At 69.6% G+C, this 23,736-nt stretch carries 21 protein-coding genes; 10 read left to right on the top strand and 11 right to left on the bottom strand.

The genetic code is table 11. The annotated features are described in order from the left end of the window. Positions 1-151: 151 nt before the first annotated feature. Complete coding sequence (locus ACT3S3_RS09815; RefSeq protein WP_301443664.1) at positions 152-556, top strand: YccF domain-containing protein; 405 nt, start codon at positions 152-154, stop codon at positions 554-556. A gap of 30 nt (positions 557-586) precedes the next feature. Here ACT3S3_RS09815 and ACT3S3_RS09820 read toward each other — a convergent pair whose 3' ends face one another. Further along, positions 587-1,312 carry a response regulator gene (locus ACT3S3_RS09820; protein ID WP_441579277.1) on the bottom strand — a complete coding sequence of 242 codons (726 nt, stop codon included), beginning with the start codon at positions 1,310-1,312 and terminating at the stop codon, positions 587-589. Next, the gene (locus tag ACT3S3_RS09825; RefSeq protein ID WP_441582174.1) at positions 1,309-3,087 is read right to left on the bottom strand and encodes an ATP-binding protein; all 1,779 of its coding nucleotides are present in this window, start codon (positions 3,085-3,087) and stop codon (positions 1,309-1,311) included. The genes ACT3S3_RS09820 and ACT3S3_RS09825 overlap by 4 nt, the downstream gene beginning before the upstream one ends. Before the next feature lie 157 nt (positions 3,088-3,244). Between ACT3S3_RS09825 and ACT3S3_RS09830 the strand changes: the two genes are divergently transcribed. Next, complete coding sequence (locus ACT3S3_RS09830) at positions 3,245-4,717, top strand: CitMHS family transporter (RefSeq protein ID WP_444626722.1); 1,473 nt, start codon at positions 3,245-3,247, stop codon at positions 4,715-4,717. Positions 4,718-4,754: 37 nt separating this feature from the next. Here the strand turns inward: ACT3S3_RS09830 and ACT3S3_RS09835 are convergent, their stop codons facing one another. Continuing rightward, positions 4,755-6,089: a PspC domain-containing protein gene (locus ACT3S3_RS09835; RefSeq protein WP_301443352.1), complete on the bottom strand. Its 1,335-nt coding sequence runs from the start codon at positions 6,087-6,089 to the stop codon at positions 4,755-4,757. Between the two features lie 137 nt (positions 6,090-6,226). On the opposite strand from ACT3S3_RS09835, the gene ACT3S3_RS09840 reads away from it, so the two are divergent. The 6 genes from ACT3S3_RS09840 to ACT3S3_RS09865 all read left to right on the top strand — a co-directional run bounded on the left by ACT3S3_RS09840 (position 6,227) and on the right by ACT3S3_RS09865 (position 11,782). Further along, positions 6,227-7,525 (top strand): ATP-binding protein, encoded by a 1,299-nt coding sequence (locus ACT3S3_RS09840; protein WP_301443353.1) that lies wholly within the window; start codon positions 6,227-6,229, stop codon positions 7,523-7,525. Next, positions 7,522-8,235: a response regulator gene (locus ACT3S3_RS09845; RefSeq protein WP_301443354.1), complete on the top strand. Its 714-nt coding sequence runs from the start codon at positions 7,522-7,524 to the stop codon at positions 8,233-8,235. Before ACT3S3_RS09840 ends, ACT3S3_RS09845 begins: the two co-directional genes overlap by 4 nt. 19 nt (positions 8,236-8,254) lie before the next feature. Next, positions 8,255-8,518, top strand: coding sequence for a hypothetical protein (locus ACT3S3_RS09850; RefSeq protein WP_301443355.1), 264 nt, complete (start codon positions 8,255-8,257; stop codon positions 8,516-8,518). Positions 8,519-8,525: 7 nt separating this feature from the next. After that, positions 8,526-8,969, top strand: coding sequence for an SRPBCC domain-containing protein (locus ACT3S3_RS09855; RefSeq protein WP_301443356.1), 444 nt, complete (start codon positions 8,526-8,528; stop codon positions 8,967-8,969). After that, positions 8,966-9,937, top strand: coding sequence for a nitroreductase family protein (locus tag ACT3S3_RS09860; protein ID WP_441582175.1), 972 nt, complete (start codon positions 8,966-8,968; stop codon positions 9,935-9,937). Before ACT3S3_RS09855 ends, ACT3S3_RS09860 begins: the two co-directional genes overlap by 4 nt. A gap of 84 nt (positions 9,938-10,021) precedes the next feature. After that, entirely contained in the window at positions 10,022-11,782 is a 1,761-nt protein-coding gene (locus ACT3S3_RS09865) for an ABC-ATPase domain-containing protein (RefSeq protein ID WP_301443493.1), read from the top strand. 4 nt (positions 11,783-11,786) lie between these two features. On the opposite strand, the gene ACT3S3_RS09870 is transcribed toward ACT3S3_RS09865, so the two are convergent. From ACT3S3_RS09870 to mmuM, 8 genes are all read right to left on the bottom strand, one after another. After that, positions 11,787-12,662 carry a hypothetical protein gene (locus ACT3S3_RS09870; RefSeq protein WP_441579279.1) on the bottom strand — a complete coding sequence of 292 codons (876 nt, stop codon included), beginning with the start codon at positions 12,660-12,662 and terminating at the stop codon, positions 11,787-11,789. 26 nt (positions 12,663-12,688) lie between these two features. Then, positions 12,689-14,074, bottom strand: coding sequence for a M20/M25/M40 family metallo-hydrolase (locus ACT3S3_RS09875; RefSeq protein ID WP_301443495.1), 1,386 nt, complete (start codon positions 14,072-14,074; stop codon positions 12,689-12,691). Next, positions 14,071-14,934 (bottom strand): MetQ/NlpA family ABC transporter substrate-binding protein, encoded by an 864-nt coding sequence (locus ACT3S3_RS09880; RefSeq protein WP_301443496.1) that lies wholly within the window; start codon positions 14,932-14,934, stop codon positions 14,071-14,073. Before ACT3S3_RS09880 ends, ACT3S3_RS09875 begins: the two co-directional genes overlap by 4 nt. 52 nt (positions 14,935-14,986) lie before the next feature. Beyond that, positions 14,987-16,078 carry a 2,3-butanediol dehydrogenase gene (locus tag ACT3S3_RS09885; protein ID WP_301443497.1) on the bottom strand — a complete coding sequence of 364 codons (1,092 nt, stop codon included), beginning with the start codon at positions 16,076-16,078 and terminating at the stop codon, positions 14,987-14,989. Positions 16,079-16,292: 214 nt separating this feature from the next. Beyond that, the gene (locus ACT3S3_RS09890; RefSeq protein WP_441579280.1) at positions 16,293-17,081 is read right to left on the bottom strand and encodes an N-acetylmuramoyl-L-alanine amidase; all 789 of its coding nucleotides are present in this window, start codon (positions 17,079-17,081) and stop codon (positions 16,293-16,295) included. A 103-nt stretch (positions 17,082-17,184) separates the two neighbouring features. Next, a complete protein-coding gene (locus tag ACT3S3_RS09895) occupies positions 17,185-18,264 on the bottom strand; it encodes a Gfo/Idh/MocA family protein (RefSeq protein WP_301443729.1) in 1,080 nt (359 codons plus the stop codon). 22 nt (positions 18,265-18,286) lie between these two features. Beyond that, positions 18,287-19,786 carry a GntP family permease gene (locus ACT3S3_RS09900; protein ID WP_301443728.1) on the bottom strand — a complete coding sequence of 500 codons (1,500 nt, stop codon included), beginning with the start codon at positions 19,784-19,786 and terminating at the stop codon, positions 18,287-18,289. Positions 19,787-19,879: 93 nt separating this feature from the next. Next, entirely contained in the window at positions 19,880-20,794 is a 915-nt protein-coding gene (mmuM, locus tag ACT3S3_RS09905; protein ID WP_301443727.1) for a homocysteine S-methyltransferase, read from the bottom strand. 36 nt (positions 20,795-20,830) lie between these two features. On the opposite strand from mmuM, the gene ACT3S3_RS09910 reads away from it, so the two are divergent. After that, positions 20,831-22,246 carry an amino acid permease gene (locus ACT3S3_RS09910; RefSeq protein WP_301443726.1) on the top strand — a complete coding sequence of 472 codons (1,416 nt, stop codon included), beginning with the start codon at positions 20,831-20,833 and terminating at the stop codon, positions 22,244-22,246. A 153-nt stretch (positions 22,247-22,399) separates the two neighbouring features. Continuing rightward, positions 22,400-23,476: a tyrosine-type recombinase/integrase gene (locus ACT3S3_RS09915; RefSeq protein ID WP_441579281.1), complete on the top strand. Its 1,077-nt coding sequence runs from the start codon at positions 22,400-22,402 to the stop codon at positions 23,474-23,476. Positions 23,477-23,736: the final 260 nt, after the last annotated feature.

Here is a 23,736-nt window from a genome sequence, read left to right on the forward strand (position 1 = left end):
TCGATGTCACCTGAGTCATGCCCCGGGGAGAAAACGGCCGGTTCTCGACCTGGGGCATGAGTCAGATGGCATCCCGGATGGCCTTGCGGCGGTCGGCTCACCCACCCCACGACCGCACGCCGATGACGCTAGCATGGGGGCCATGACAATCCTGCGGTTCGTCCTCAACATTCTCTGGCTGGTCACCGGCGGAATCTGGCTGTTCCTCGGCTACATCCTCTTCGGCCTGATCGCCTGCGTCTTCATCATCACCATCCCCGCCGGCGTTGCCTCGTTCCGGATGGCGAGCTACGCCCTGTGGCCCTTCGGCCGCACCGTGGTCACCAAGTCCACCGCCGGCTTCGGCTCCGGGCTGATGAACGTCATCTGGTTCCTCGTCGCTGGCCTGTGGCTCGCCCTCGGGCACATCGCCACCGCCGCCCTGCAGGCCATCACCATCATCGGGCTGCCGCTGGCCTGGGCGAACCTGAAGATGATCCCGGTCACCTGCTTCCCCTTCGGCAAGGCGATCGTCGAGGACTCCTCGGCGCGGATGATCCCCGAGCCCAACGCCTGACCTCCCGGCGCCGCATGAACCGGCGCGCCCTCACCACCCCCGCCCCGAGGACCGCGAGTACAGGTGCTCGGGGCGTCCTGAACTTCCGTACCGCAGCCGCACGGTGACGACCCCGCGTCCGGCCAGCGCCGATAGCCTGCGCTGCGCGGTCGCCCGGGACACCCCGGCGACCTCCGCCACCTGCGCCGCGGAGTGCTCACCGGAGCCCAGCGCCTCGAGGACGAGGTCCTCGGTGGAGCTCCCGGCCGCGGTGACCGGCTGCGTCGTCGCGTGCATCACCGCCATCGCCCGGTCGATCTCCTCCTGCCGCAACGGGTGAGGCGTCCCGGTCACCCGGCGGAACCTGATGTAGCGCTCCAGGCGCTCCACGAGCTCCCTGCGGTTGAAGGGTTTCACCAGGTAGGCGTGGACCCCTGCGGTGAAGGCGCGCCGCACGGTGGACGCCTCGACGGCCGCGGACAACACGAAGGCGTCGACGCGTGCCGCACGCACCAGCTCGATGCCGTCCCCGTCGGGCAGGTAGACGTCGGCGAGCACGAGGTCCGGGACGAGCCCCGGCACGACGTTCGTGTCCCGCCCCTCCAGCACCGCCCTGGCCTCCGCGCAGGTGCCGACCGTCGCCTGGACCTCCAGGCCCGGTACCGAGGCGACGATGTCGGCATGGATCGAGGCGACCCGGAAATCGTCGTCGAGGACGAGCACCCGCAGGTTACGCGGTGTGCGGGTGGTCGACCGGGCGTCCTGGTGGTGTGTCATCGTGTCTCCTCGTCTGGATTGGTTGAGCCCTCGGCCGTCCCGAACACCCCGGGTAGTCGCACGCCGAAGACCGCCCCGTGCCCCGGGTGCGTGCCGCCGCGGTCGATGACCCAGAGTTCGCCGCCGCGACGGCGCAGCATCTCGCGCGACAGCGCAAGCCCGATCCCGTGGCCGTGGATCGGGTCCGAAGCAGGGGCGGGGTCTTCGGCGGGGACGGGGTCGCCCGCGTCCAGTCCGGGTCCGGAATCGGCCACCATGAGGGTGAGCGCCAGGTCGTCCTGCATCGCGGTGACCTCCACCCACCTCTCCCCGTCGGTATCGTCCGCGCCGCCTGCACCGTCGCTACGCAGGGCGGCGGCCACGGCATTGTCCACGAGGTTCCCCAGGACCGTGGCCACGTCCTCGACCGCACCGTCGCCGCCGATCTGGCCGAGGACCAGCGTCTCCTCCCCTACCCGCAGGCCCACACCACGTTCACCGGCCTCCATCGACTTGCCGCCGAGGAAGGACTGCAGGAACGGTTCGTCGAGCAGCTCCGCGCCCTGCAACGGGAAGTCCACCGGGCCGCGCTCGGCCATGTCCTGCAGGAACGCCCGCGCATCGTCGATCCGTCCGGCGTCCAGGAGCCCGGAGGCGGCGTGGATCCGGTTGGCGAACTCGTGGCGCTGCACCCGCAGCGTGGACCCCATCGCCTGCACGGTGCCCAACCTGCGGGTCAGTGCGGCCAGGTCCGTGCGGTCACGGACCACCACCACGGTGCCGAGGTGGCGTCCCGCCCTGGTCACCGGGTGTGAGTCGAGGTAGAGGACGCGGTCGCCGACGACCACGTTGTCCAACGACGCCGGACGCGCCCCCTGCCGGGCGCCGGTCGCACCGTCCCCGGTGAGCTCGCGGACCACCCAGGCAGGAAGACCCAGCTCAGCGAGCGTGACCGTGACTGTGGAACCGGTGCCGGTGCCGGTTCCGACCCCTACGCCGTCCGCGCCGAGCAGCCGCGCGGCGACCTCGTTGCACACCTCGACCGCACCGTCCGGGGTCACCGACAGGACGCCGTCGTCCACCCCGTCGAGCACCGCGGACTGGTGGCGGACCAACGCCACCAGCTCTTCGGGCTGCACCCCGAGCGTCAGCCGCTCCCAGCGACGACGCATCAGCACACTGGCGAGCACCCCGATGGCCAGGGCCGTCGCCCCGGCCGCGGCGACCCCTACCAGGACCAGCGGCAGGTCGTCGAAGACGCTCGCCCGCCGGAACCCGACGCTGACCTCGCCGACCGGCTCACTGTCGGCGACCTCCCGCGCCGAGGCGTCCGGCGCGTACACCGGGACCTTGGCCCGGGCGGACTGCCCGAGCGTGCCGGTCTCCCAGGCCGTGACCTCCTCGCCCCGCAGGGCGGCCTCGTGGTCGGTGCTGACCCGCTCCCCGATCCGCCCAGGGTCCGGGTGCGCCAGCCGGATGCCGTCGGCGTCGGTGACCACCACGAACAACGCACCGGTCCGGGCCTCCACCCCGGCGGCGAGGTCCACCAGGGCGGCACCGTCCGCGGCGTCCGACCCCGTGTCCCTGTCGCCGCTATCTGTCCCGTCAGCCTCGTCCGCCACCGCGGCGCGCACCTGCGGGTCCTCCGCCACGGACCGGGCGATGGACACGGCCGAGTCCATCGCCTGCGACTTCAGCCGCTCCACCGAGATCCAGGTGAAGACCCCCGAACACACAGCGACGACGGCAACCACCGTCGCGAGCTGCAGCAGCAGAACTTTCGTGGAGAAACGCACGTCGTGGAGTCTACTGCACCTTTGGCCGAGCCAGTGAACAGAATGCACACAAGTCAATGTTTGCACTCAAGGAGATCTAACGCACACAAGGATCGTCACGTGGTCTGCATCACTTTAATCTTCCACTGTCCGGTCAGACACACCTGAAGGAGATGCGATGACCACCGCAGACACCCTGCTCCTGGCAGAAGACTACAACCTGAGCCACACACCGTCCGACGGGATCCTCGTCGCACACGGCTTCCTGATGATCCTCACGTTCATGGCTCTGATCATGACCAGCCGGATGACACCGATGCTCGCACTGATCCTGGTGCCCACCGTCTTCGGCCTGATCGGCGGCGCCGGCCTCGGCATCGGCGACATGGTCATCGACGCCGTCAAGGACATGGCACCGACCGCCGCACTGCTCATGTTCGCCATCATGTACTTCGGCATCATGATCAACGTCGGACTCTTCGACCCGCTGATCACCTGGATCACCCGGATCCTGGGCAACGACCCGGCGAAGATCGTCTTCGGCACCGCCGTGCTCGCCGGCGTCGTCTCCCTCGACGGCGACGGCTCCACCACCTACATCATCACCACCTCCGCCATGCTCCCGCTGTACCTGCGCCTGGGCATGAGCCCGGTCATCCTGACCTGTGTGGCCGGCCTGGTCAACGGCACGATGAACATCGTCCCCTGGGGCGGGCCCACCGTGCGCGCCGCCGCGGCACTGGGCGTGGAACCCTCCGAGGTCTTCGTCCCCATGCTGCCGTCACTGGCCGCCGGACTGGTGATCTGCTTCGTCTTCGCCTGGCTCATGGGCCTGGCCGAGCGCAAGCGGCTCGGTCGTCTGGAGACCTCCCACCTCACCGGGATGACCCCGCGCACCGATTCCACCGATGCCACTGTTGCAGCGTCCGGTACCGCAGGCGGTGCCGGCGGTGCCGGCGATGTCCCGCCGGTCCACCAGCAGACCTCGATGGCGGACACGATGCTCGACCCGAACCGGGCCTCGCTGCGTCCGACGCTGCTGTGGTTCAACCTCGCACTCACCGTGGTGGTCATGGTGCTGCTCGTCGCCGACCTCTTCCCCCTGGCCTACGTGTTCATGGTCGGCGCGGCGATCGCCCTGACCGTCAACTTCCCCCGCCTGAAGGACCAGGCCAACGAGATCGTGGCCCACTCCAGCTCGATCGTCGCCGTGGTCGGCATGGTGCTCGCCGCCGGCGTGCTCGTCGGCGTGCTGGACGGCACGGGCATGGTCACCGCCATGGCCGAGTGGATCACCGGGATCATCCCCGACTCCCTCGGCGGTTACCTCGCCCCCATCACCGGCCTGCTGTCGATGCCGATGACCTTCTTCATGTCCAACGACGCCTTCTACTTCGGCATCCTGCCCGTGCTCTCCGAGAGCGCCGCCCACTTCGGCATCGAGCCGGTGCAGATGGCCCAGGCGTCCATCACCGGCCAGCCGGTGCACATGCAGTCCCCCCTGGTCCCCGCAATCCTGCTGCTGGTCTCCCTGGCCAACGTCGACCTCGGCGCCCACCACCGCAAGGTGCTGTGGCGGGCGGTCGTGGTCTCCCTGGTCATGCTGGCCGTCGGCATCCTGCTCGGGCCGATCCCCTTCCACGTCGGGTAGACGGGCCCTGCTCAACTCAACTGTTCAACTCACCGGATCAACTCACACGGTCGAAGGTGACCTCGGACATCGTGGACTCGACGTTCACGGTCAGGGTGTTCACCTCACCGTCGGCGGTACTGCCGGCGCTGCCGGTGCTGCCGGTGCCAGTGGCACTGTCTGTGCCACGGACCAGCGTGCCGTCCAGGCTGCCGCAGTCGACGCCCGCCATCGTCACCGACTCGCAGTTCAGGTGCACGCGGTAGGACGGCCCGTCGGTGGTGCGTGGGAACAGCACCGTGACCGAACCCATGGTGGACGACAGGTCGACCACGCTGTCCTGCTCCACCGTAGCTCCGGTGAAGTCCAGCGTCGGTGAACTCATCGTGTAGGAGTAGCTGCTGTGCGCAGGCACCTCACCGATCTGCTGCGCATCACTGGTGAACGTCCCGGAGTAACTGCTGCCTTCCGCGGAGGTCACCCCACCCCACCGGGGAGCCAGGATCGCGCCGAGCGCGATGATTCCGGCAACCACCGCCAGGACCACGGCCAACACCATGGCCACGACCAGGGCGCGCAACCCGCGGCGCTTCTTCTTCGGGGCGCCGGACGCACCGGACGCCGCATCTGCGTCACCGTCGCCGGGCTCACCGGGGTCCGGCAGGTCCCACGCGAAGGGGGCGGTGCCCAGCGGATCCCACGACGGCGGCTGACGACGCGGCGGCTCGAAACCCGGCGCGGCGGAAACGTCGCCGAGGTCGACGGTCGGCGCAGCGTCCTGCCCCTGCGCCGGCTCGTACGTCGGCTGCGTCGGCGCAGCGTCCGACGGCCGGGTCGGCTGTGCCGGCCCCTGGGTAGGCCCCTGCCACCCCTGGTGGTCGTCGCGTTCCAGCAGCCCGACCGGCGCCACCGGCTGGCGCTCGTAGAGCAGCCACCAGGCCACACCCGTCACCGCCGCGCAGACCACCATGCCGGTGAGGGTGATCCCGCCGCTGAGGATGCCGCCGAAGACGAGGAACACCGCGCCCACGATCAGGGTGCCGATCGCCAGCGAGCGGTCCTCGGCGAAGCGCGGGTCGCGCTCACCACGCATCAGCACGTCCAGCGGGGAGCGCGGCACGGTGTAGCGCCGCATGACCAGCAGTGCGATGCCGTAGGCCCACAGGCCCACACCGCCGACGAAGGTCGCCAGGACGAACACCAGGCGCACCAGCAGCGGCGAGACCTGGTAGCGCACGGCGATGCCCTCGCAGACGCCGAAGAACCAGGAGCGGGTGGACTGGCTGCGCGGGAAGCGGACGGGGCGGGTCTCCCACATCCGACGGACCGTGGATTCGAAGTTGCCCCGGGGGCTGCCCGTGCCCGGGCTCGTTGACTGTGCCGTGTAACTCATGGTCCCCATTCTTCGCGGAGCTCCAGCAAAGCACATCGGGGACAGCCCTGAGATCATCCCTGATCATTTCCCTGACCGCGGATCTCAGGGTTTCCCCCGATACCCCGGGGACCCCTGGCCCTGGCAGGCTGGTGGGTATGAGTCACTCCCCTGTCCCGCGTCCCCGGCCGGGCGCGCGCACGACCGGCTCGCCCACGCCCGACCTGTTCCGGGTGTCCGACGGCAAGCTCGTCGCCGGGGTGTGCACCGGGCTGGCCGCGCACCTGGGTGTGCGTCTCACCGTGGTGCGCCTGTTCTTCGCCCTGGCCAACGTGGTCGCCGGTCTGGGGTTCATCTCCTACGCCGCGCTGTGGGTGTTCACCACGCGGGTGGGCACCGCCGCCGAGGCGTGCAACCCCACGTCCGTGGCGTCCTGCCGCGCCCGTGGTCTGGACCCGGGGCTGGTCAACCGACCGGTGCGGGGCGTCGACCGGTTGCTCGTGGCGCTGGCCGTGGTGGTCTTCCTCGCCGGGGCGGCGACGCGCCCGCAGGTCGCGGTCAGCGCGTTGCTGCTCGCCGGCGGTGTGCTGCTGGTGTGGCGCACCTTCGGCCCCAACGCCCTCGCCGGACGCCCCGGGCAGGACGGCCCGGCGTCGCGCGTGCCCGGCGGGCTGCAGTGGGCCAGCCTCGTCGGCGGGCTGCTGCTGCTGGTCGTCGGTATCGGCGTCACCGTCTTCGGCATCAGCCTCGACGACGGCAGCGCTGACGGGACAGGCGGGGTGATCGTACCGGCGCTTATCGCCGCGGTCGCGATCATCGCCGGGCTCATCGTGGTGCTCATCCCGTTGTGGCTGCGCCTGTGGTCGATGGCCAACGCCACCGCCCGCGAGCGTGCCGCCGAGGAGGAACGAGCCCGCATCGCCGCGCGTATCCACGACTCCGTGCTGCAGACCCTCACCCTGATCCAGAAGAAGTCCGGCGAGCCGGAGATCGCCCAGCTGGCGCGCAGCCAGGAGCGTCAGCTGCGCCAGTGGCTCTTCGCCCCCGGCGAGTCGGTGCGCACCGAGACGCTCTTCGGCGCGCTACGCGTGGCCTGCGGCGAGGTGGAGGACACCTTCGGCGTGCAGATACGACCCGTGATCGTCGGCGAGGACCGCGACACCGACGACGCCTCCGTGGCCCTGCTGCTCGCCGGACGCGAGGCGATGGTCAACGCGGCGAAACACTCGGGCTGCCGCGAGGTCAACGTGTACCTCGAGGTGAGCGAGGCAGGCACACTGGAACTCTTCGTGCGCGACCGCGGCCCCGGCTTCAGCGTCGAGGACATCCCGGCCGACCGGCAGGGGGTGCGCTCGTCGATCATGGACCGGATGCGGCGCGTGGGCGGTAGCGTGGAGATCGACTCGGGGCAGTTCGGCACCGAGGTCATCCTGCGGCTGGAAGGGCATGCACAGTGACGGTTTCGGTGTTCCTCGTCGACGACCACGCGATGTTTCGCACCGGGGTGCGCGCCGAGCTCACCGGACGTCCCGAGGTAGAGGTCGTCGGTGAGGCCGGCACCGTCGGCGACGCGGTCGCCGGCATCCGGGACCTCGCACCGCAGGTCGTCCTGCTCGACGTGCACATGCCCGACGGCGGCGGGCTGCAGGTGCTGCGCGACCTCGCCGCCACCGACCACCTTCCGCAGGTGCTGGGGCTGAGCGTGTCCGACGACCCGACGGACGTGATCTCGCTGATCAGGGGTGGTGCACGCGGCTACGTGACGAAGAACATCAGCGGTGACGAGCTGGTGGACTCCGTGCTGCGCGTGCACTCCGGCGACGCGGTGTTCTCCCCGCGCCTGGCCGGCTACGTGCTCGACGCCTTCACCGCCGGTCCCGCCGAGGCACCGGCCGTCGAGCCCACGGAAGGCTCAGAAGCCACAGAACCCGCCGAACCCGCCCCCTTGCCCGAGGACGCCGACCAGAGCGTCCTGTCCACGCTCACCCCGCGGGAGAAGGAGGTCCTGCGCCTGCTCGCCCGCGGCTACACCTACCGGGAGATGGCCGCCCGCCTGTTCATCTCGGTGAAGACCGTGGAGACCCACGTCTCCAACGTGCTGCGCAAGACCCAGCAGACCAACCGACACTCCCTGTCGAGGTGGGTGTCCGACAACAGGCTGGGATGAGCGTGTAGAAGTGGTGGGCATGAGTAACCAGAACGCCAGCTACACCGTCACCGTCGTGCGCGACGATTCTGTGCAGGACATGCAGGACGCACCGGCGTGGTGCGCCGCCGTCGCCGGCGTCGAGGGTGCCGTCGTGTGGGGCGACGACTTCGACGACCTGGAGGCCGGGGTACGTGCCAAGCTCGCCGACCACGCGCCCGGCGTCGACCCCGACCTGACCTGGGAGATCGACACCGGCGACGGTCCCGGCAGCGCCCACCAGACGCCCCTGAACTCGATGTAGGCGCGCCATGGACCCCGCGACCCTCACGCTGCAGACGCAGCTGGCCACCACACCGACCCGCGCCTTCCGCGCGCTGACGCGGGCCGGCCAGCTGCGCCGCTGGTTCGTCGACAGCCTCGACTACGACCGTTCCCTGCTGGTCTTCGGCGCGGGACGCCAGCTCACCTTCATCACCGGAACCGTGCTCGCCGGGCAGGGGCAGGTCACGACCTTCCGTCCGCCGTCGGTGCTGGAGTACAGCTGGAACAACGAGACGCTGCGCTTCGAACTCGACGCCGAGGGCGAGGAGACCTCCCTGACCTTCACCAACACCATCTACGGGGCGCAGGCCGAGGCCATCGCCGAGGCCTCCGTGCCCGACTGGGAGGAGGCCCTGGCCCGGCTGCGCGGACTGTTCACCGGCGACGGACCGGAACTTCACGGCGACGAGGCACAGGAGGGGCAGGAATGACGGGGACCCCGGGGCCTGAATCACCGGACGCCACGCCGGACGACCGGCTGACCAGCCGCTACGGCCGGGCCCAGTCGTGGACGCCGCCGCAGTGGAACTCCACGCTGGACACCGTCACCGCCCACCGCTCGGTGCGGCTGTGGCAGGACCGGCCGGTCGACGACGCGACCCTGGACACGATTCTCGCCGCCGCGCAGTCCGCGCCGTCCTCGTCGAACAAGCAGACCGTCTCGGTCGTCGCCGTGCGTGATCAGGCGGTGAAGGAGGAGTTGGCGAGCATCGGCGCGCGGATGTCCTCGCACGTCGCCACCGCCCCGGTGGTGCTCGTGTGGATGGTGGACTTCTCCCAGATCCGTTTCCACGCCGCGCAGGTCAAGGCAGCGGAGGACGCCGAGGACGCGGAAGCCGCCGAAGGTAGCGCGGGGCCTGCCGAGGAGATCCACGGGGTGTCCTCGCGTCCCCCGCACGACCTCGGGGCACTGGACTACCTGGACGAGCCGGTGACCTCGGTGCTCGACATCGGCATCATCTCGCAGACCGCCGCGATCGCCGCGGAGTCGCTGGGGCTGGGCACGGTGTTCCTCGGCTCGATGCGCAACGACATCGGCGCGGTGCAGGAGATCCTCGGCGTCCCGCAGGACGTGGTCCCGTTCCTCGGGCTGGCGATCGGCTACGGCGATCCGTCGGAGAACGCCGGGGTGAAGCCGCGGCTGCCGATGGAGCTCTTCGTGCACCACGACCACTACAACGACCGTGGTGGCGACGAAGCTGGTTCAGCCGGGGAGCGTGAGCGTGCCGCCCTGCTCGCCGACTACGACGAGGTTCTGGGCGCCTACTTCGCCCGCTACGGCCAGCACCCGCAGTGGTCGACGCAGACGCTGCACCGGGTGTCGGACAAGGCCGCCACGAAGACGAAGCGTCACCTGCTGCGCCGCTTCCTGGAGCGCGCCGGCTTCGCACTGCGGTAGTCAGCAACCCCGGAGGGTGGTGCGACCATCCTCCGGGGTTGCTCCGTGGGGTGCCGCCCGCCCGGACTGTTACCCTGCACAGACATGACACGACGACCGGACTCAGCGTCAGACCTGCGAAGCACCCTGAACGGACTCGACGGTGCAGGCTACGGCGCGTACAAGAAGCTGCGCGGCTCCCACCGGCTGCACACCACCTCCGGCACACCGGTGACCCTGTCGATCGACAAGGTGCAGGCAGACCCCTTCGCCCCGCCGTCGTTGATCCAGGCCAGCGTGCCGTGGTCGGCGACCGGCATCCCCGGCGACGCGTCCGGCGAGGTCCCGCTGCGCGACCACCTCACCCGGCGCGTGGCCACCGCCCTGCGCGCCCACAACCCCTCCGGTGGCAAGGGCGCGGGTTTCCTGTCCGTCGATGCACCCGGCCAGCAGGTCCTGGACCGCAGCAGCGTGGCCGTCGAACCGGCGGGGAGAGCCGGGCAGGACGCCCACCTCACCGTCCGGCTCGAGGCGGCGATGCCCGCCCAGGGCCGACGCATCCGCGGCCGGGCGGCGGCGACGTTGCTGTGCGAGGTGCTGCCCGCGGTGGTGCAGGATGCGCTGCTCGACCTCGATACACCGTCGCTGGACGCTCTCGCCCAGGCCCGCAGAACCTACCGTGACCAGGAGTTCCTGCGCTCCTGGCTCGGCGGGGAGGGCCTGGTCGGCTTCGTGGCGGACGGTTCGGTCCTGCCGCGTGCGGCCGGCAACTCGCAGCGTCCGCTCACCAGCGCGGTCCCCTTCGAGGCCCCGGAGTCCCTGCGGCACACCGTGACGCTGCCCTCGGGCCGGACGGTGAGCGGGCTGGGCGTGCCGACGGGTGTCACCTTGATCGTCGGCGGCGGCTACCACGGCAAGTCCACGCTGCTCAACGCGCTGGAACTGGGGATCTACAACCACGTGCCCGGCGACGGCCGCGAGTTCGCCGTCACCGACGCCGACTCCGTCGCCCTGCGCGCCGAGGACGGACGCCCGGTCACCGACGTGGACATCTCCGCCTTCCTCCACGACCTGCCCGGCGGGACGAGCGGGAGAACTCCCGACACCAGCTGCTTCTCCACCACCAACGCCTCGGGCTCCACTTCCCAGGCCGCCGGACTCGTCGAGGCGGTGGACTCCGGTGCGACCACCCTGCTCATCGACGAGGACACCTCGGCGACGAACTTCATGATCCGCGACGACCGGATGCGCACCCTCGTGCCTGCTGCGAAGGAGCCGATCACCCCGCTGGTCGACCGCGCCCGCTCCCTGCACGATGACCTGGGTGTCTCCACCGTGCTCGTCGCCGGCGGCTCGGGCATGTTCATCGACGTCGCCGACACGGTGATCATGCTGGACGGCTACCGTCCGGTGGACGTCACCGCGCGCGCCGCCGAACTCGCCGAACCTGCCGGACGCACCGAGCCGATGCGGCGTCCTGCGCCCCGCACCCTGGCGCGTGCGTCGTTCTCCTCCCCGGGACGCGGCGGCAAGGGGCCACGGCCCCCGCAGGCGAAGGGCCTGCACACGGTGCGTGCCGGCGGGAAGTCGGACGAGGACCACATCGACCTGGCTGCCTGGTCGCAGCTCGTCGACTCCTCACAGACCAATGCCATCGCCGCCGCTCTCGCCGGGCTGGATCTCGACGGTGCCACTCCCCTGGTCGAGCTCGTCGACGAGGTTGTCGCCCGGGTCGACCACGACGGGCTGGACGTACTGTCCACCCACGGCGCCGGACGCCACCCCGGGCATCTGGCGGGAGTGCGCCGCCACGAGATCGCCGCCGCGGTGAACCGCTACCGCGGACTACGCGCCACCCGGGCCTGACCGGCTACTGGGGCACGGAACCTGGGGGCGTGGCGATGACCACGTCGTCCGGACCATTGCAGATCTCGCCCGCCTGAAGCTCCGCGCTGCGTCCGGCGGACGGAATGGAACAGCTCCACTCCCCGACCATCATGGCCAGGGTGTTGCCGCCGCCCTCGGACGGGGCGCGCTCGCGGTACTCGTCGATCACGCCCTCGGCCGTCAGGCACGACACCGAACCCTCGCGGACCTCCACCAACGTGTTGCCGGACGCCGCCCCGCACGTCGTACCCGCCGACACCGGTTCGTCGGTCTCGGCGTAGTCCTCGGTGATCTCAGGTTCATCGGGGGCCACGTGGTACTCGGAGTCGAGGACGTCGCCGGCGACGGTCATGGCGCGGTCCTCCCCGCTGACGGTCAGGCCGGTGTCGCCGACGGTGCAGTCGAGTTCACCCTCCTCCAGGGCGCAGGATGCCTCACCGACGCTGATCCTTTCCCCGTCCTGCAGTTCCCCCGGGGCCGGCGGCACGCCCTCGAGCAGCGTGTAGGTGACGCCCTCGGCGGTGATCGTCGCCGCACCCGGACGCTGCCGCTCGAAGGGCGGGACCTCGATGTCCGGGGCATCGTCCGGGGCGATACCGCTGCAGGTCACGGACGTGGAGTCGGACGCAGCACTGTCCTCGGCGACCACGCAGAGACCCATGTCCGCCGAATCCGAAGCACCCGTGCGGTAGTTGAAGATCGTGCGCCCGTCCCGCTCGAAGTCGGCCGGGTCGACGTCCACGACCGTCGGGGTGTCGGTCGCCGAGGCCGTCGCCGACGTCGATTCAGGGGCGAAGGTCGGCGTCGGTGCGTCCTGCCCGTCCCCTGAGGAGGAGCAGCCGACGATGAGGGATGCCACGGCAAAGGCACCGGTGGCGAGGGTGGTTATCTGTAGTCTCCGCACAGGAACGTGTCTACCAGGTGGGCGTACGCCCTGACCGTCAAATCCAGATCCTCGAGGTACAGGTGCTCGTCGTGGGTGTGCAGCTGCGCGTTGACCTCGGCCAACGTGCGCTCGCGGGCGTTGAGGGCGAAGCCGTAGCCGACACCGCCGAGGCGCCTGGCGAAGCGAAGGTCGGACCCACCGGCGGCGAGGGCGGGCACGATCCTCGCCTCGGGGAAGAACTCCCCCACCGTCTCCCCGATCGCCCGGTACAGCGCGGAGTCGGTGGTCGACACCTCCGCCGGCTCGGAGATCAGCCGTTCGATGGTCACCTCGTCGGCCAACTCACCGAGGACGGCGCGCAGTTCTGCGTCGACGGAGTCGTCGTCCTGCCCGGGCAGCGGGCGGATGTCGAGCTCCAGGTAACCGCCGGACGGCAGGACGTTGATCGCCTGACCGGCACGCAGCACCGTCGGCGCGATGGTCAGGTGCGACACCGCGTCGGCGTAGCGCGCCAGGTCACCGAACTGCAGGTAGGCGGCGTCGTCTGCACCCGCGAGCAGGGCGTCCTGCACGTCGGGGTCGAAGCGGAAGGCCTCGACGAAGCCCCGCCACAGCGGGTCCTTCGACACCGCCGGACGGTGCGCGGCGATGCGTCCGGCGACCTCAGCCAGGCGGGCGACGGTGAGGTCGCGGCCGAAGGGCTGCGAGCCGTGGCCGGCGTCGCCGGAGACGTGCAGACGACGCTGGGCCGCGCCCTTCTCCCCGACGACGACCACCACGGCGTCCTGCCCGTCGGTGGTGGGCAGGTGCGATCCACCGGTCTCGGAGACGCAGTTGCGCCAGCTGAACGCGTCCGGGTGCTGCTCGGAGAGCCATTTCGCACCCAGCCCGCCGCGGGCCTCCTCGTCGGCGACGCCGACGAAGGTCAGCGTCCCGCGCGGTGGGCGGCCGGAGCTCGCGGCTCCCCGGGCGGCACGGGCGGCCTGCCGGGTGACCACCGCCATCGGCGCGGTGAGCCCCAGCATGTCCACGGTGCCGCGGCCGTAGATCCTGCCGTCGATGACCTCGCCGCCGAAGGGGTCGACGCTCCAGCGGTCGCGGTCGACCGGGACCACGTCGGTGTGGCCGAGGAAGGTCAGCGGTTCGGCGTCCGGGTCGCTGCCCGGCACGGTGACGATGATGCTGGTGCGCCCCTCACGCGGCTGCAGGCGGGTGACCTGAACGGACCCGGCGGCGATCTCCTCGGCGAAGAAGGCCTCCAGGGTGTCGGCGTTGCGGACCTCCTGGCCGGAGTCGGCGGTGAGGTCGTTGACGCAGGCGTTGCGCACCATCGCCTGCAGCAGGTCGAGGGAGTCTGTGTAGAGCTCGCCGTAGGAGTCGCTCATCGCAGCGCCTCCGGCACGTACCAGTAGTCGCCCTCGCCACGGCCGTCGAGGTAGTCGGCGAACTCGTCGGAGCGGTAGGCCTCGACCACGGCGTCCGCCCAGTCGGTGTCGGTGTCCTCACCGCGCACCACGGCGACGAGCTCGAGGTCGGGCAGCAACTCCTCCTGCAGCAGCTGCAGGTCCGGGTCCACCCCGGCGGCGTAGGACATGGAGCCGGGGATCACCGCCCAGTCGACGTCGTCGAGCGCGCGCGAGATCAACCCGGAGTCCAGGGTGCGGATGTCCAGGTCGTGGGGGTTGCCGGTGATGTCGGCGGCGGTGAGGTTGGTCTCGTCGGCGTCGTCGGCGAAGGTGAGCCAGCCGGCCTGGCCGAGGATGCGGTAGGCGCGCGAGGCGTTCGACGGGTCCTCGGGGATGCTCACGGACTGCCCGTCGGCGACGGCGTCGAGGTTGTCGTGGCGCGAGGAGTACAGGCCCGCCGGCACCGTGGGGATCGGCGTGATCGCCGCCAGGTCCGCCCCGGACTCGTTGTTGAAGTTCTCCATGTAGGCGGTGTGCTGGTCGACGTTGAGGTCCACGCTGCCCTCCTGCAGTGCGACGTCGGCCTGCTGCAGTTCGGAGAAGTCGTCGAAGGTGACCTCGTAGCCCTCGTCCTCGAGGATCGGCACCACGCCCTCGCGGAAGAGTTCGCTGTAGGGCCCCGGGGACGTCCCGACGCGGATCGTCCCGTCCTGCGCGTCGTTTGCGCCGGATGCGCAGGACGCCGCGCCCATCGCGAGCGCGGCGGCGACGGTCGTCGCCCCGGCTGCGCGTAGGACGCGGCGGGTGGTGCTGCCTGTGGCGCTGGTGGCGCTGGTCATGCTGGTCTCCTCGTGGTGGGTGGAACGTCGTCCACCCACCACACTAGACCAGTCAGTCTAGTCCGTTACCGGAGGGGGAGACGAGGATCTTCACCGCGGTCTCGTTGCGGTTGATCAGCGTGTCGAAGCCCTCGTCGACCAGGCCCTCCAGGCCGATCTTGCCGGTGATGAACGGGGCGAGGTCGATCTTGCCGGACTCCACCAGCTCGATCGTGGACGGGTGGGAGTTGACGTAGCCGATGGTGCCGCGCACGTCGAGCTCCTTCATGACCAGCTTGTGCATGTCGAAGTCGGACTTGTGGCCCCAGATCGACACCACGACGAGCACACCGGTGGGACGCAGGGCGTCCATCAGCGTGTCGAGCACGACCTGCACCGAGGTGCACTCGAAGGCGACGTCCGCGCCGACCCCGTCGGTCAGCCCGTTGACCTCGTCGACGACGTTGACCTCGGCCGGGTTCAGGACGACGTCCGCCACCCCGGAGTCCAGTGCCTTCTGCCGGCGCAGCTCGGAGAGCTCCGACATGATGACCCGGGCACCGATGGCCTTGAGCACCGCGGCGGTGAGCAGGCCGATGGGGCCGGCGCCGCCGATCAGGGCGGTCTTGCCCTTGGCGTCGGTGGCCAGCAGGCCCGAACGCTCCACGGCGTGGTAGCCCACTGTCAGCGGCTCGATCAGCGCAGCCTGGTCCAGCGGGATGGACTCGGAGATCTTGTGGATCCAGCGGCGACGCACGACCACGTTCTCCGAGAGTCCACCACCACGGCCGGCGAGGCCGATGAAGTTCATGTTCTCGGAGAGGTGGTAGGTGGTGGACTCGGGGCCGGTGTCCACGCCGTCGGCGATGATGTAGGGCTCCACGACCACGTGGTCGCCGACCTTCAGGTCGTCGATGCCCTCGCCGACCTCGCTGACCACGCCGGAGAACTCGTGGCCGAGGGTGACGGGAGCGTCCTCCCCGGAGATCGGGTGCGGCTTGCCGCAGGCCGGACAGAAGATCGGGCCGTCGAGGTACTCGTGCAGGTCGGTGCCGCAAATGCCGCACCAGGCCACGTCGATGCGGGCGGTGCCGGGCTCCAGCGGCTGCTGGTCGATGTCCTCGACCCTGATGTCGCCACGGTCGTAGAAACGTGCTGCTCTCATGGTGCGGTCCAGTCCTTCCGGGAGGGTGTGGGACCACCGGGTTGACGGCCCCGCGACACCCCCGAGATTAGCCACTTCCGGGGCGCTCCGCCGTAAGGATATAACTCCAGAAATAGTTGGATTTATGACCCCTGAACGGCAGATCACAGTGCCTCTCGAGGGGCGTCGCGGAACACAGAAGCTGTGCCTGGCCTGAGCTCCAGCTAGTCTCCCGTCAGCTCCCCAGCACACCACAGGACGGTGTGGTCGCCGCCGCGGCGACCAGCCCGGCAGACAACCCGTTGATATAGCGCGCCTTCTCCGCGTCCGTGATCCCGTGCGCTCCCCCGCCAGTGGCGCTGCCGAACTCACTGTAGACCCAGGGGGTGTCGGCGATCAGGGAGATCACCGGGATGTCGCCCTCCCACAGCGGGTCGCGTCCATTAAAAGAGTTGTCGTGCACAGACACCTGCGTGCCCTCCAGCAGCGATCGCGCACCGGCCACCACCCCGGACATCCGCTGCGACTCCTGCGCCACCGCCGGGTTGTCGAAGGTCACCGTGGCGGACTGTCCGTCCTGCCCGGTGCCGGTGCGCTGACCACCCTGACGCTGCGGGAAGATCGCCGAGTTCGCCCCGCCGGGTGTGGTGTGCACCGACACCCCCACGAAAGCCCCGGCGTCCGACGCGCGGTCGACCCGCTCGCGGTAGGTCACGTCGTCGTCCACCGACTCCTTGAGCAGGACGCTATCCACGCCTGCCAGCACCAAGCGCGACTCGACGGCGCGGGCGATGTCCATCGCGTCGACGTCCTCCTGCTCGTTGGGGTAGTCGATCATGCGCACGCCGGTGACCGGGTCGAAGTCCTCGGTGCGGGTGCCGTTGTGCCCCGGGTCGATCGCGACGACGCACCGGTCCGCCGAGCTGCCCGACGGAAGAGAGGGCAGGGATGACTGGGCGTACGCCACCCCGGTCCCCGCCGCCCCCAGCGCCATCCCCAGCGCACCGACCAGGGCCACACCCATCCTGGCTGCGGTACGGGAGGGGCCGGAGTTATGGATAGGACTGAAGGGACTGAAGGTACGGAAGAAAAGCATGAGGTAATTCTAAGACATTGAGACGGAAACCCTACTCCGGCCACCCCACCGCCAGCGCCCGCTCGATGACCTCGAGCACCGCCACGCTGCCCGCCGGGTCGACCGGCACGGGCCCCTCCCCACGGATCGCTACGGCGAGCTCCCGGTAAAAGGCGGCGTAGTCACCGTCCAGCGTCTCCACCGTGCGCGGCGCGGCCTCGCCGGACACAGTCCCCCACGACTCCGGCGGGGTCACGCCGAAGCCCGCGTCGCCGGGACGCAGGCCGTCCTTCAACGCCTGTTCCTGACCGTCGAGCCCCCAGCTGGTGTAGCCGGCAGCAGAGCCCACGACCTGGAAACGCGGGCCCGGGTTCGGACGCACCGCGCTCATCCACAGGTGCGAGCGCACCCCGGAGGTGTGGTGCAGGGCGAGGAAGACGTCGTCGTCGGCGCTGGTGCCCGGCCGACGCCGGTCGATCTCCACGTGCATCGAGTCCGGCGCCGAGTCCAGATCCACCGGCCCGAAGAGCTGCAACGCCTGGTCGATCACGTGCGACCCCAGGTCGAAGAGCACCCCGGCGCCGTCGACGGGCCGACCGGAGTAGCGCCAGGACTCACCCGGGGTGGGCTCGAACTTCTCGAAACGCGACTCGAACCGTGTGACCTGCCCAAACTCCCCGGCCTCGACGAGGGAACGCACGGTGCGGAAGTCACCGTCCCACCGCCGGTTCTGGAACACGGTGAGGCAGCGTCCTTCCCCGCGCCCGGCGTCCCGCGCCTTCGCGATCAGCGCGCGCCCGGCCGCGGCGGTGAGCACGAAGGGCTTGTCGAGCAGTACGTGCAGCCCGGCGTCCAGCGCCCCGGACGCCAGGGCCTCGTGCGAGTCCCCGGGCGTACCGATGACGACCAGGTCGAAGGCGTCGGCGCGGGCGAAGACGTCCTGGGCGGAGTCCAGCAGTTCGGCGTCCGGGTACTCCTCGCGCACGGCCGCGCGGCGCGCACCGTCGGTGGTGACCACCGCGCGCAGCTCGAAGGCGGGGTCGGCGGCGATGAACGGGGCGTGGAAGATACGTCCGGACAGGCCGAAGCCGATCACGGCGGTACGGACGGGGGCACTGATGGGGGTGCTCATGGCTCCCCTTCTACACGAAGATCTACACGAACACCGAGATCAGCAGCGCCATGAGCAGACCGAAGACGGAGACCAGGGTCTGCACCGTCATGTGCGTCTTGGTGGCCTGGCCCAGCGTCATGCCGAAGGACTCCTTGACGAACCAGAATCCGGCGTGGTTGATCCAGTTCAGACCCACCGAACCCGAACCGATGGCGATGACCACCAGGGACACGTACGCCGACGGCATGCCCACCACCAGCGGGGCGAGGATGCCCGTGGCGCTGACGATGCCGACCGTCGCCGAACCGGTGCAGAACGACAGGATCAGCCCGATCAGCCAGCCCAGCACGATGAGGTTCATGTCGATGCCGGAGACGACGTCGACGATGGCGTCGTTCATGTCGGAGGTCTTGAGCACCGAGTTGAACATGCCGCCGCCGGCGATGATCAGCGCCACACCGGCGACCGAGCCGAGAGAGTTGCCGAAGGACTTCTTCACGTCCGCACCGCTCATCTTCGATGCCGCGGACAGCACCACCCCGGCGAAGAGCACGCCGATGAACATGGCGATGACCGGCTCGCCGAGCAGTGCGGCGGGGGTCTTCAGCGCCGAGTCCGGGGCGACCAGGTCCACCACCGTCTCGAAGAGCATGAGCACCACCGGCACCAGCACGCACACGAACGCCAGCCACGTGGGCACAGGACGCAGCACGTTGCCGGACTCCTCGCCGCGGCGCGGCTCCGTGGCCACCGCGCCGTCCGAGTCGTCCGCGCCGTCCGGGCCGGACGCTGCGGCACCGGTGCCGCCCGCGGTGGGCGCCGCGGTGTCGGCCTCCAGCTGCGCCGGTGTGGTGCCGGTGTACTGGCGCACCAGCTTCTCGTCGGGCTCCAGGGAGATGCGCGGGGCGATGAAGTGACCGTAGACCGGCCCGGAGAGGATCACGGCGGGCACCGCGCACAGCAGGCCCAGGCCGATGGTCAGGCCGATGTTGGCGTCCAGCCCGTTGACGGCGATCGTCGGGCCGGGGTGCGGCGGCAGCATGCCGTGCAGGCAGCTCAGCGCCGCGATCGCGGGGATGAGGATCTTGAGGTACCAGGTCTTCGGACGGCCCGCGGCCACGTCGAGACGCAGGGCGACGCCGTAGATCACCGGCATGAGCACGACCAGGCCGACCTCGAAGAACATCGGGATACCGATGAGGAAGGCCACGCCGGTCATCACCCAGGGTGCGGTGCGCGGCGAGCTGTGCTCCACGACGAGGTCGGCGATGCGTCCGACCGCGCCGGAGTCGGCGAGCAGGCGGCCGAGCATCGCGCCGAGGAAGACGACGAGGCCGGTCTCGCCGAGGGTTCCCCCGGCACCGTCGATGAGGGTCTCCGGGATGTCGGCGAGCGGCAGCCCAGCGGCGACGGCGGCGAAGAAGGACACGACGGACAGCGCGAGGAACGGGTGGAGTTTCGTGCGCCAGTTGATCAGGAAGATCAGCAGGACGATCGACACCGCCAGAACCCCAACCAAATAAGCTGGTGAATCATACATGGAGAGCCAGGTTACACGTTCACCATAAGCGTCTATTGCACCACGGTAGGGCTATTGATGTGTCGGAGGATTCCCGCTCCGGTCAGTGGGAGTTCAGTGAGCGGACACGAGCTCGCGTAGCGCCGTGATCTCGCGCGGGGTTACCCGGCAGCAGCCGCCGATGACGTGCACCCCGGCGTCCAACAGGTCGGGCACGCTCTCCAGCAGGCCCGGGCCCTCACTGCTGCGCGGCACCCACACCCGGTTCACGTGGTCCCAGGTCTCACCGCTGTTGGGGTAGGCGATCAGCGGCAGGTCGGTGAACTCGGCGAGCCGGCGCACGCCGGCCAGCACGTCCCCCGCCGACCCGCAGTTCACCCCGACCGCGCGGATCGCCGAGGAACCGGACGCCACGGCGGCGACCTCCGCCAGATCCGTGCCGTCGCTGAGCACCCCGTCGCGCCCGGCGGCGACCGTCACGCTGAGCAGAGCCGGACGCCCCACCCGGTCGAGTTCCCCTGCCAGCGCCTCGACCTCGCGGATCGACGGGACTGTCTCCGCCAACAGGACGTCCGCCGGAGTGTCGGCGAGGATCTCGATGCGACGCCGGTGCCAGGCCGCCAGCTCGGCGGTGCTCAACCCGTAGTCCCCGTCGTACTCCGTGCCCTGCCCCGGGCCCGCGCCGTAGGGGCCGACGGACGCGGCGACGAGCACGTCGCCCGCTGCGTCCTGCGAACTTTTTTGGGCAAGCAGGACGCTGCGGCGCAGCAGCGACTCCGCGACGTCCGGCGCCTCGGAGGCGTAGACACCGGCGGCGACGAGACCGTCGACGGTGACCTCGTAGGAGCAGGTCGTGGCGATGTCGGCACCCGCGTCGAAGAAGTCACGGTGGGCGGCGGTGACCTCCGCCGGGTCGTCGCGCAGGATCTGCGCCGACCACAACGAACCGGTGACGTCGTTGCCACGGTCGGCCAGGCGGGTGCCGAGGCCACCGTCGAGAATCATTCGAGGAAGAAAGGGGTCTGTCATCCGGTCCACTGTAGACCGGACCGTAGAGTGTCAGCCATGACAGTCTCCTCGGACGCCCCGGACAGATCCGAACCCCCGGAAACTTCGAACACCGGGCTGCAACGCACCATGGCCTCGCGCCACCTGGTCATGATCGCACTCGGCGGTGTGATCGGCTCCGGGCTCTTCGTGTCCTCCGGCTACACCATCTCCCAGGCGGGACCGCTGGGCGCGGTGATCGCCTACGGCATCGGCGCGCTGGTCGCCTGGCTGGTGATGACGTGCCTCGGCGAGCTGGCCGTGGTGTACCCCGTCTCCGGCGGATTCCACGTGTACGCCACCCGGAACCTCGGCCCCGCCTGGGGTTTCACCACCGCCTGGCTGTACTGGCTGTGCTGGGCCGTGGCCCTGGGCAGCGAGTTCACCGCCATCGGCATCCTGATGCAACGCTGGTTCCCGGACGTCCCGGTGTGGGTCTGGTGCGCGGTGTTCGCCGCCGTACTGTTCGCCCTCAACGCGGTGTCCTCGAAGGTCTTCGGCGAGTCCGAGTTCTGGTTGTCCCTGATCAAGGTCATCGCCGTGGTGGCGCTGATCGTGGTCGGCGCGGCCTCCATCATCGGCATCAACCCGCTGTCGGACGGGGCGATCGGGCTCGGCAACTTCAACACCCCCGACGGACTGCTGCCCACCGGCATCGGCGGCATCCTGATCACCACCCTGGCGGTGTTCTACGCATTCTCCGGCACCGAGCTCATCGGTGTCGCCGCCGGTGAGACCAAGGACCCGGAGAAGACGATCCCGAAGGCGATCCGCACCGCGGTGTTCCGCCTGACGGTGTTCTTCATCGGCGCGATCGCCGTGATCGCCGCGATCATCCCCTACTCCACCGCCGGGCTGGACGAGAGCCCGTTCGTGACCGTCTTCGACGTCGTCGGCCTGCCGCACATGGCCGACGTGATGAACTTCGTGATCATCACCGCGCTGCTGTCCGCCGGCAACTCAGGACTGTTCTCCTGCACCCGCATGCTGCACTCGCTGGCCTCCGAGGGGCAGGCACCGGCGGCGTTGGCACGCACCACGCGGCGCGGGATCCCGATGCTCGCGCTGTGCGTGTCCATGCTCGGCGGGCTGGCCTCGCTGCTGTCCAGCGTGGTGGCACCCGGTTCACTGTTCCTGGCGTTGGTCTCCGTGGCCGGCTTCGCGGTGGTGGCGGTGTGGATCGCCATCGCCGCCTCCCAGATCGCCTTCCGCCGCCGCTACACCGCCACGGGAGGGCTGGTCGAGGACCTGGCCTACCACTCGCCGCTGTTCCCCTGGGTGCCCGTCGCCGCGCTGGTGCTGTTGGTCGCCTCGCTGATCGGGGTGGGTTTCGACCCGTCGCAGCGTGCGTCGCTGTACTTCGGTGTTCCCTTCACGCTGGCCTGCCTGGCGTACTACCGCTGGCGGCACGGGCCCGGGGTGTTCCGGGCCTGAGGGACTGGGTGCGGCGGTGAGTGTGGCGGTGGGTGCGGGATGGACTGACAGTATTTGAACACATGCGCACAGTGCGATGACCTGCACATTAGTTCAGTGTTGACGTAGGTTTGACGCGTAGGTTTTGGTAGGTTTTAGGTCATGTCGTCAATCATGAAGTACCTCAGCGGAACCGACAACACGCCCCCGGCGAAGCGGAAGCCTCGATACCGAGTGCAGTACACCGATCCGTCCGGCAAGCGTCGAACCAAGACAGGTTTCGTCACCAAGAAAGCTGCGGAACATTGGGCCGCCGAGAACCTGTTGGAGCGCAACACCGGAAGCTACATCGACCCCACGCGCGGCAACCGGACTGTCGGGAAGGTTGGTGCGGCATGGCTTGAGTCGCAGACACACCTGAAGCCGTCAACGTTCACTCTCGCGGAGTCCACGTGGCGCGTGCATGTCCTCCCGCGTTGGGGTGAGGTTCGCGTGTCGGAGGTTACGGCGGGGGACGTGGAGCAGTGGGCGCACGGTATTGAGGCGGGTACGGCTACGAAGCGGCGTGCGGTCGCTCAACTGAAGCAGGTCATGGACCGGGCGGTGAGGGACAAGCTGCTGTACTCAAACCCGGTGGGGGCGGTGAAGCTGCCCGCGAAGCCGCCGGCTAGGCGGGTGTACCTGTCGTGGGGGCAGTTGCAGACCCTGGCGGGGAACAGCGCTCACCCGGACATTGTGCTGACCCTGGGGACCGTGGGGTTGCGGTGGGGTGAGTTGGCGGGCCTGCGGGTGATGGACGTGGATGTGAAGCGTCGGCGGTTGCATATCCGGCAGAACGCGGTGAGGGTGCGGGGGAGGATTGTTCTGGGCACGCCGAAGACTCACGAGGCCCGGACGGTTGCGGTGTCTCATCGGGTGTTGGATCTCATCGCGCCACAGCTAGAGGGGAAAGCTCCCGCCGAGTTGGTGTGGGCACAGGGGGACGGCACGGCGCTGAAGCCCCCGGGGCATGGGAAGTGGTTGGATACTGCGGTGAAGCGTTGTCAGGCGGATGATGCGACGTTCCCGCGTGTCACGGCGCACGGTCTACGTCACGTCGCGGCAGGGATCATGGTGAACGAAATGAAGGCCACCCCTAAGACTGTGCAGCGTCAGTTGGGGCACGCGTCGGCGGCCATGACGCTGGACACCTATTCGGACCTGTTTGATGGTGCGTTGGACGAGATTGCGGACGCTTTCGACGGTCTTTAGTCGCTGGTGGGGGAGGGTATGCCCCACAAGTTCGGGGCGGACCGTTCATGTGGAAGATTTGCCACACGAGCAGTGACGTATGCACCCGGGCGCGGTCAGCTTAGGCGGCGGCGCAGCTCATCCAGAAGCTCATCGTTCGACGCAGCAACGCCCTTCGGAAGGTGTTCCTCACTGACGTGCCCGGTCTGCACCAGCCCGACTAGGGCGTGTTGCTAAAGGGTGCTGACTTCATCCAGTCCAACGTCGCCGCCAAGCACACC

Source organism: Corynebacterium sp. AOP40-4SA-5 (genome assembly GCF_052377355.1).
Lineage (GTDB): Bacteria > Actinomycetota > Actinomycetes > Mycobacteriales > Mycobacteriaceae > Corynebacterium.